General features: G+C 40.3%; 1 protein-coding gene. It reads left to right on the forward strand.

The window, feature by feature from the left end; all coding sequences use genetic code 11:
- The first annotated feature begins 248 nt into the window (after positions 1-248).
- Positions 249-1,451 carry an IS110 family RNA-guided transposase gene (locus AN963_RS10360; protein ID WP_055744536.1) on the forward strand — a complete coding sequence of 401 codons (1,203 nt, stop codon included), beginning with the start codon at positions 249-251 and terminating at the stop codon, positions 1,449-1,451.
- The last annotated feature ends 133 nt before the right edge of the window (positions 1,452-1,584 follow it).

A 1,584-nucleotide genomic window follows, 5' to 3' on the forward strand; every position in this document is an offset into this window, starting at 1 on the left:
TTCGTATTATGAGGTCAGCCAGTTTTTACTGGTTGACCATTTTTTATATAGTTCTACGATTACGGTAGCCGGGGTAGAACGTCCCTGCCCGTGGGGCATTGACCCCGTCCGCTAAACTGTTCACCCCCTACTTGTAGAAACATGTTTGAGGCTGGTTGGGACTTAGATCTCGTATAACAAGCGAAGCTATGATACTACAAGCAGGACTAGGGGTTACCGGCAAATTATCTTGGAAAAGGAGCGATACAATGAATCCAGTCGTTGGTCTGGATGTATCTAAAGGGGAAAGTCAAGTTCAAGCATTTTTAGACAAGGGTCAGCCATACGGAAAAAGCTTTAGCATTTCGCATACTCGCGAGGGACTAGATACTTTTCTTCACTTTCTCAAGAATGTAGAAAGTATAACTAGTAAACAACCTCCGGTTGTTTTGGAGTCAACTGGACATTATCAGACTCCAATTACTCAGTTTCTAGAAGAACAAAACTACTTATATATTGTGATAAACCCACTCATCTCTTATCAAGCGAAAAAATCAAGCTTACGCAAGGTCAAAACTGATGCAATCGATGCTTATCATTTATGTGAGCTGTATTACAAGGAGGAACTACAACCTCATAAGAAGAGAGGGTTACAGCTGTTAAACCTCCGTAATCTTACAAGACAGCACGAATCTCTAACCGATCTTTGCACGCAAGCAAAATTACAGTTCCATGCCATTTTAGACCAAGTATTCCCTGAGTTCAGAAGTGTATTTGGGGACTTGTTTTCAAAGGTATCCTTGCACATTTTACTAGAGTTCCCTACCTCGGAAGAGGTCTTAAAAGCTAGGGAATCTGAATTGACGGAACGAATCGCAGCTATATGTATCAGTCGTTCCAACGCTTGGGCCAAAGAAAAGGCGAAAAAAATAATGGATGCAGCAAGCCGCAATCCATTTCAAAAAGTTGTGTACGAAAGTCATTTGATTAGTCTTGAGATGTATATTCGTATCATTCTTCAATATCAAGAGCATCTGTCCAATTTAGAGCACCGAATTGATGCTCTCGCATCAGAAATTGAAGAATATAAGATTATCCAATCTATCCCTGGTATCGGAGAAAAAATCGCGGCAACGATTATCTCTGAAATTGGTGAGATAGAGCGGTTTAATCACCCTAAAAAACTTGTTGCCTTTGCCGGAATCGATCCCAGCGTGCATTCTTCTGGCAAGTTCACTGCAACAATTAATCGAATCACGAAAAGAGGTTCCAGCAGGCTGCGACATGCCTTATATATGGCTGTCCTATGCGGTATCAGGAGTTCACGCAATAAGAAACTAAAAGAGTTTTATGACAGAAAACGCGATGAAGGAAAGCCATTTAAAGTCACGGTCGTTGCTTGTGCGAACAAACTGATCCACTGGATTTTTACCCTCTTAAAGCGTAAAGAAACTTTCCTTGATCTTGCTTAATACCAATAAGCAACAATAGAGATAAATCCTTCCATCATTGCGACGGATGGTTATTTGCCATGCTCAATTTCAGTATAACAATTAAACATAAACACGTTTAATGAAAAATGTTGACATCCTATTAGCTGGTTTA

Source organism: Brevibacillus choshinensis, assembly GCF_001420695.1.
GTDB lineage: Bacteria > Bacillota > Bacilli > Brevibacillales > Brevibacillaceae > Brevibacillus > Brevibacillus choshinensis.

What these genes read in the sequence shown, in the direction of transcription:
- AN963_RS10360 (WP_055744536.1), top strand. Translation starts at nt 249, where the DNA reads ATGAATCCAGTCGTTGGTCTGGATGTATCTAAAGGGGAAAGTCAAGTT.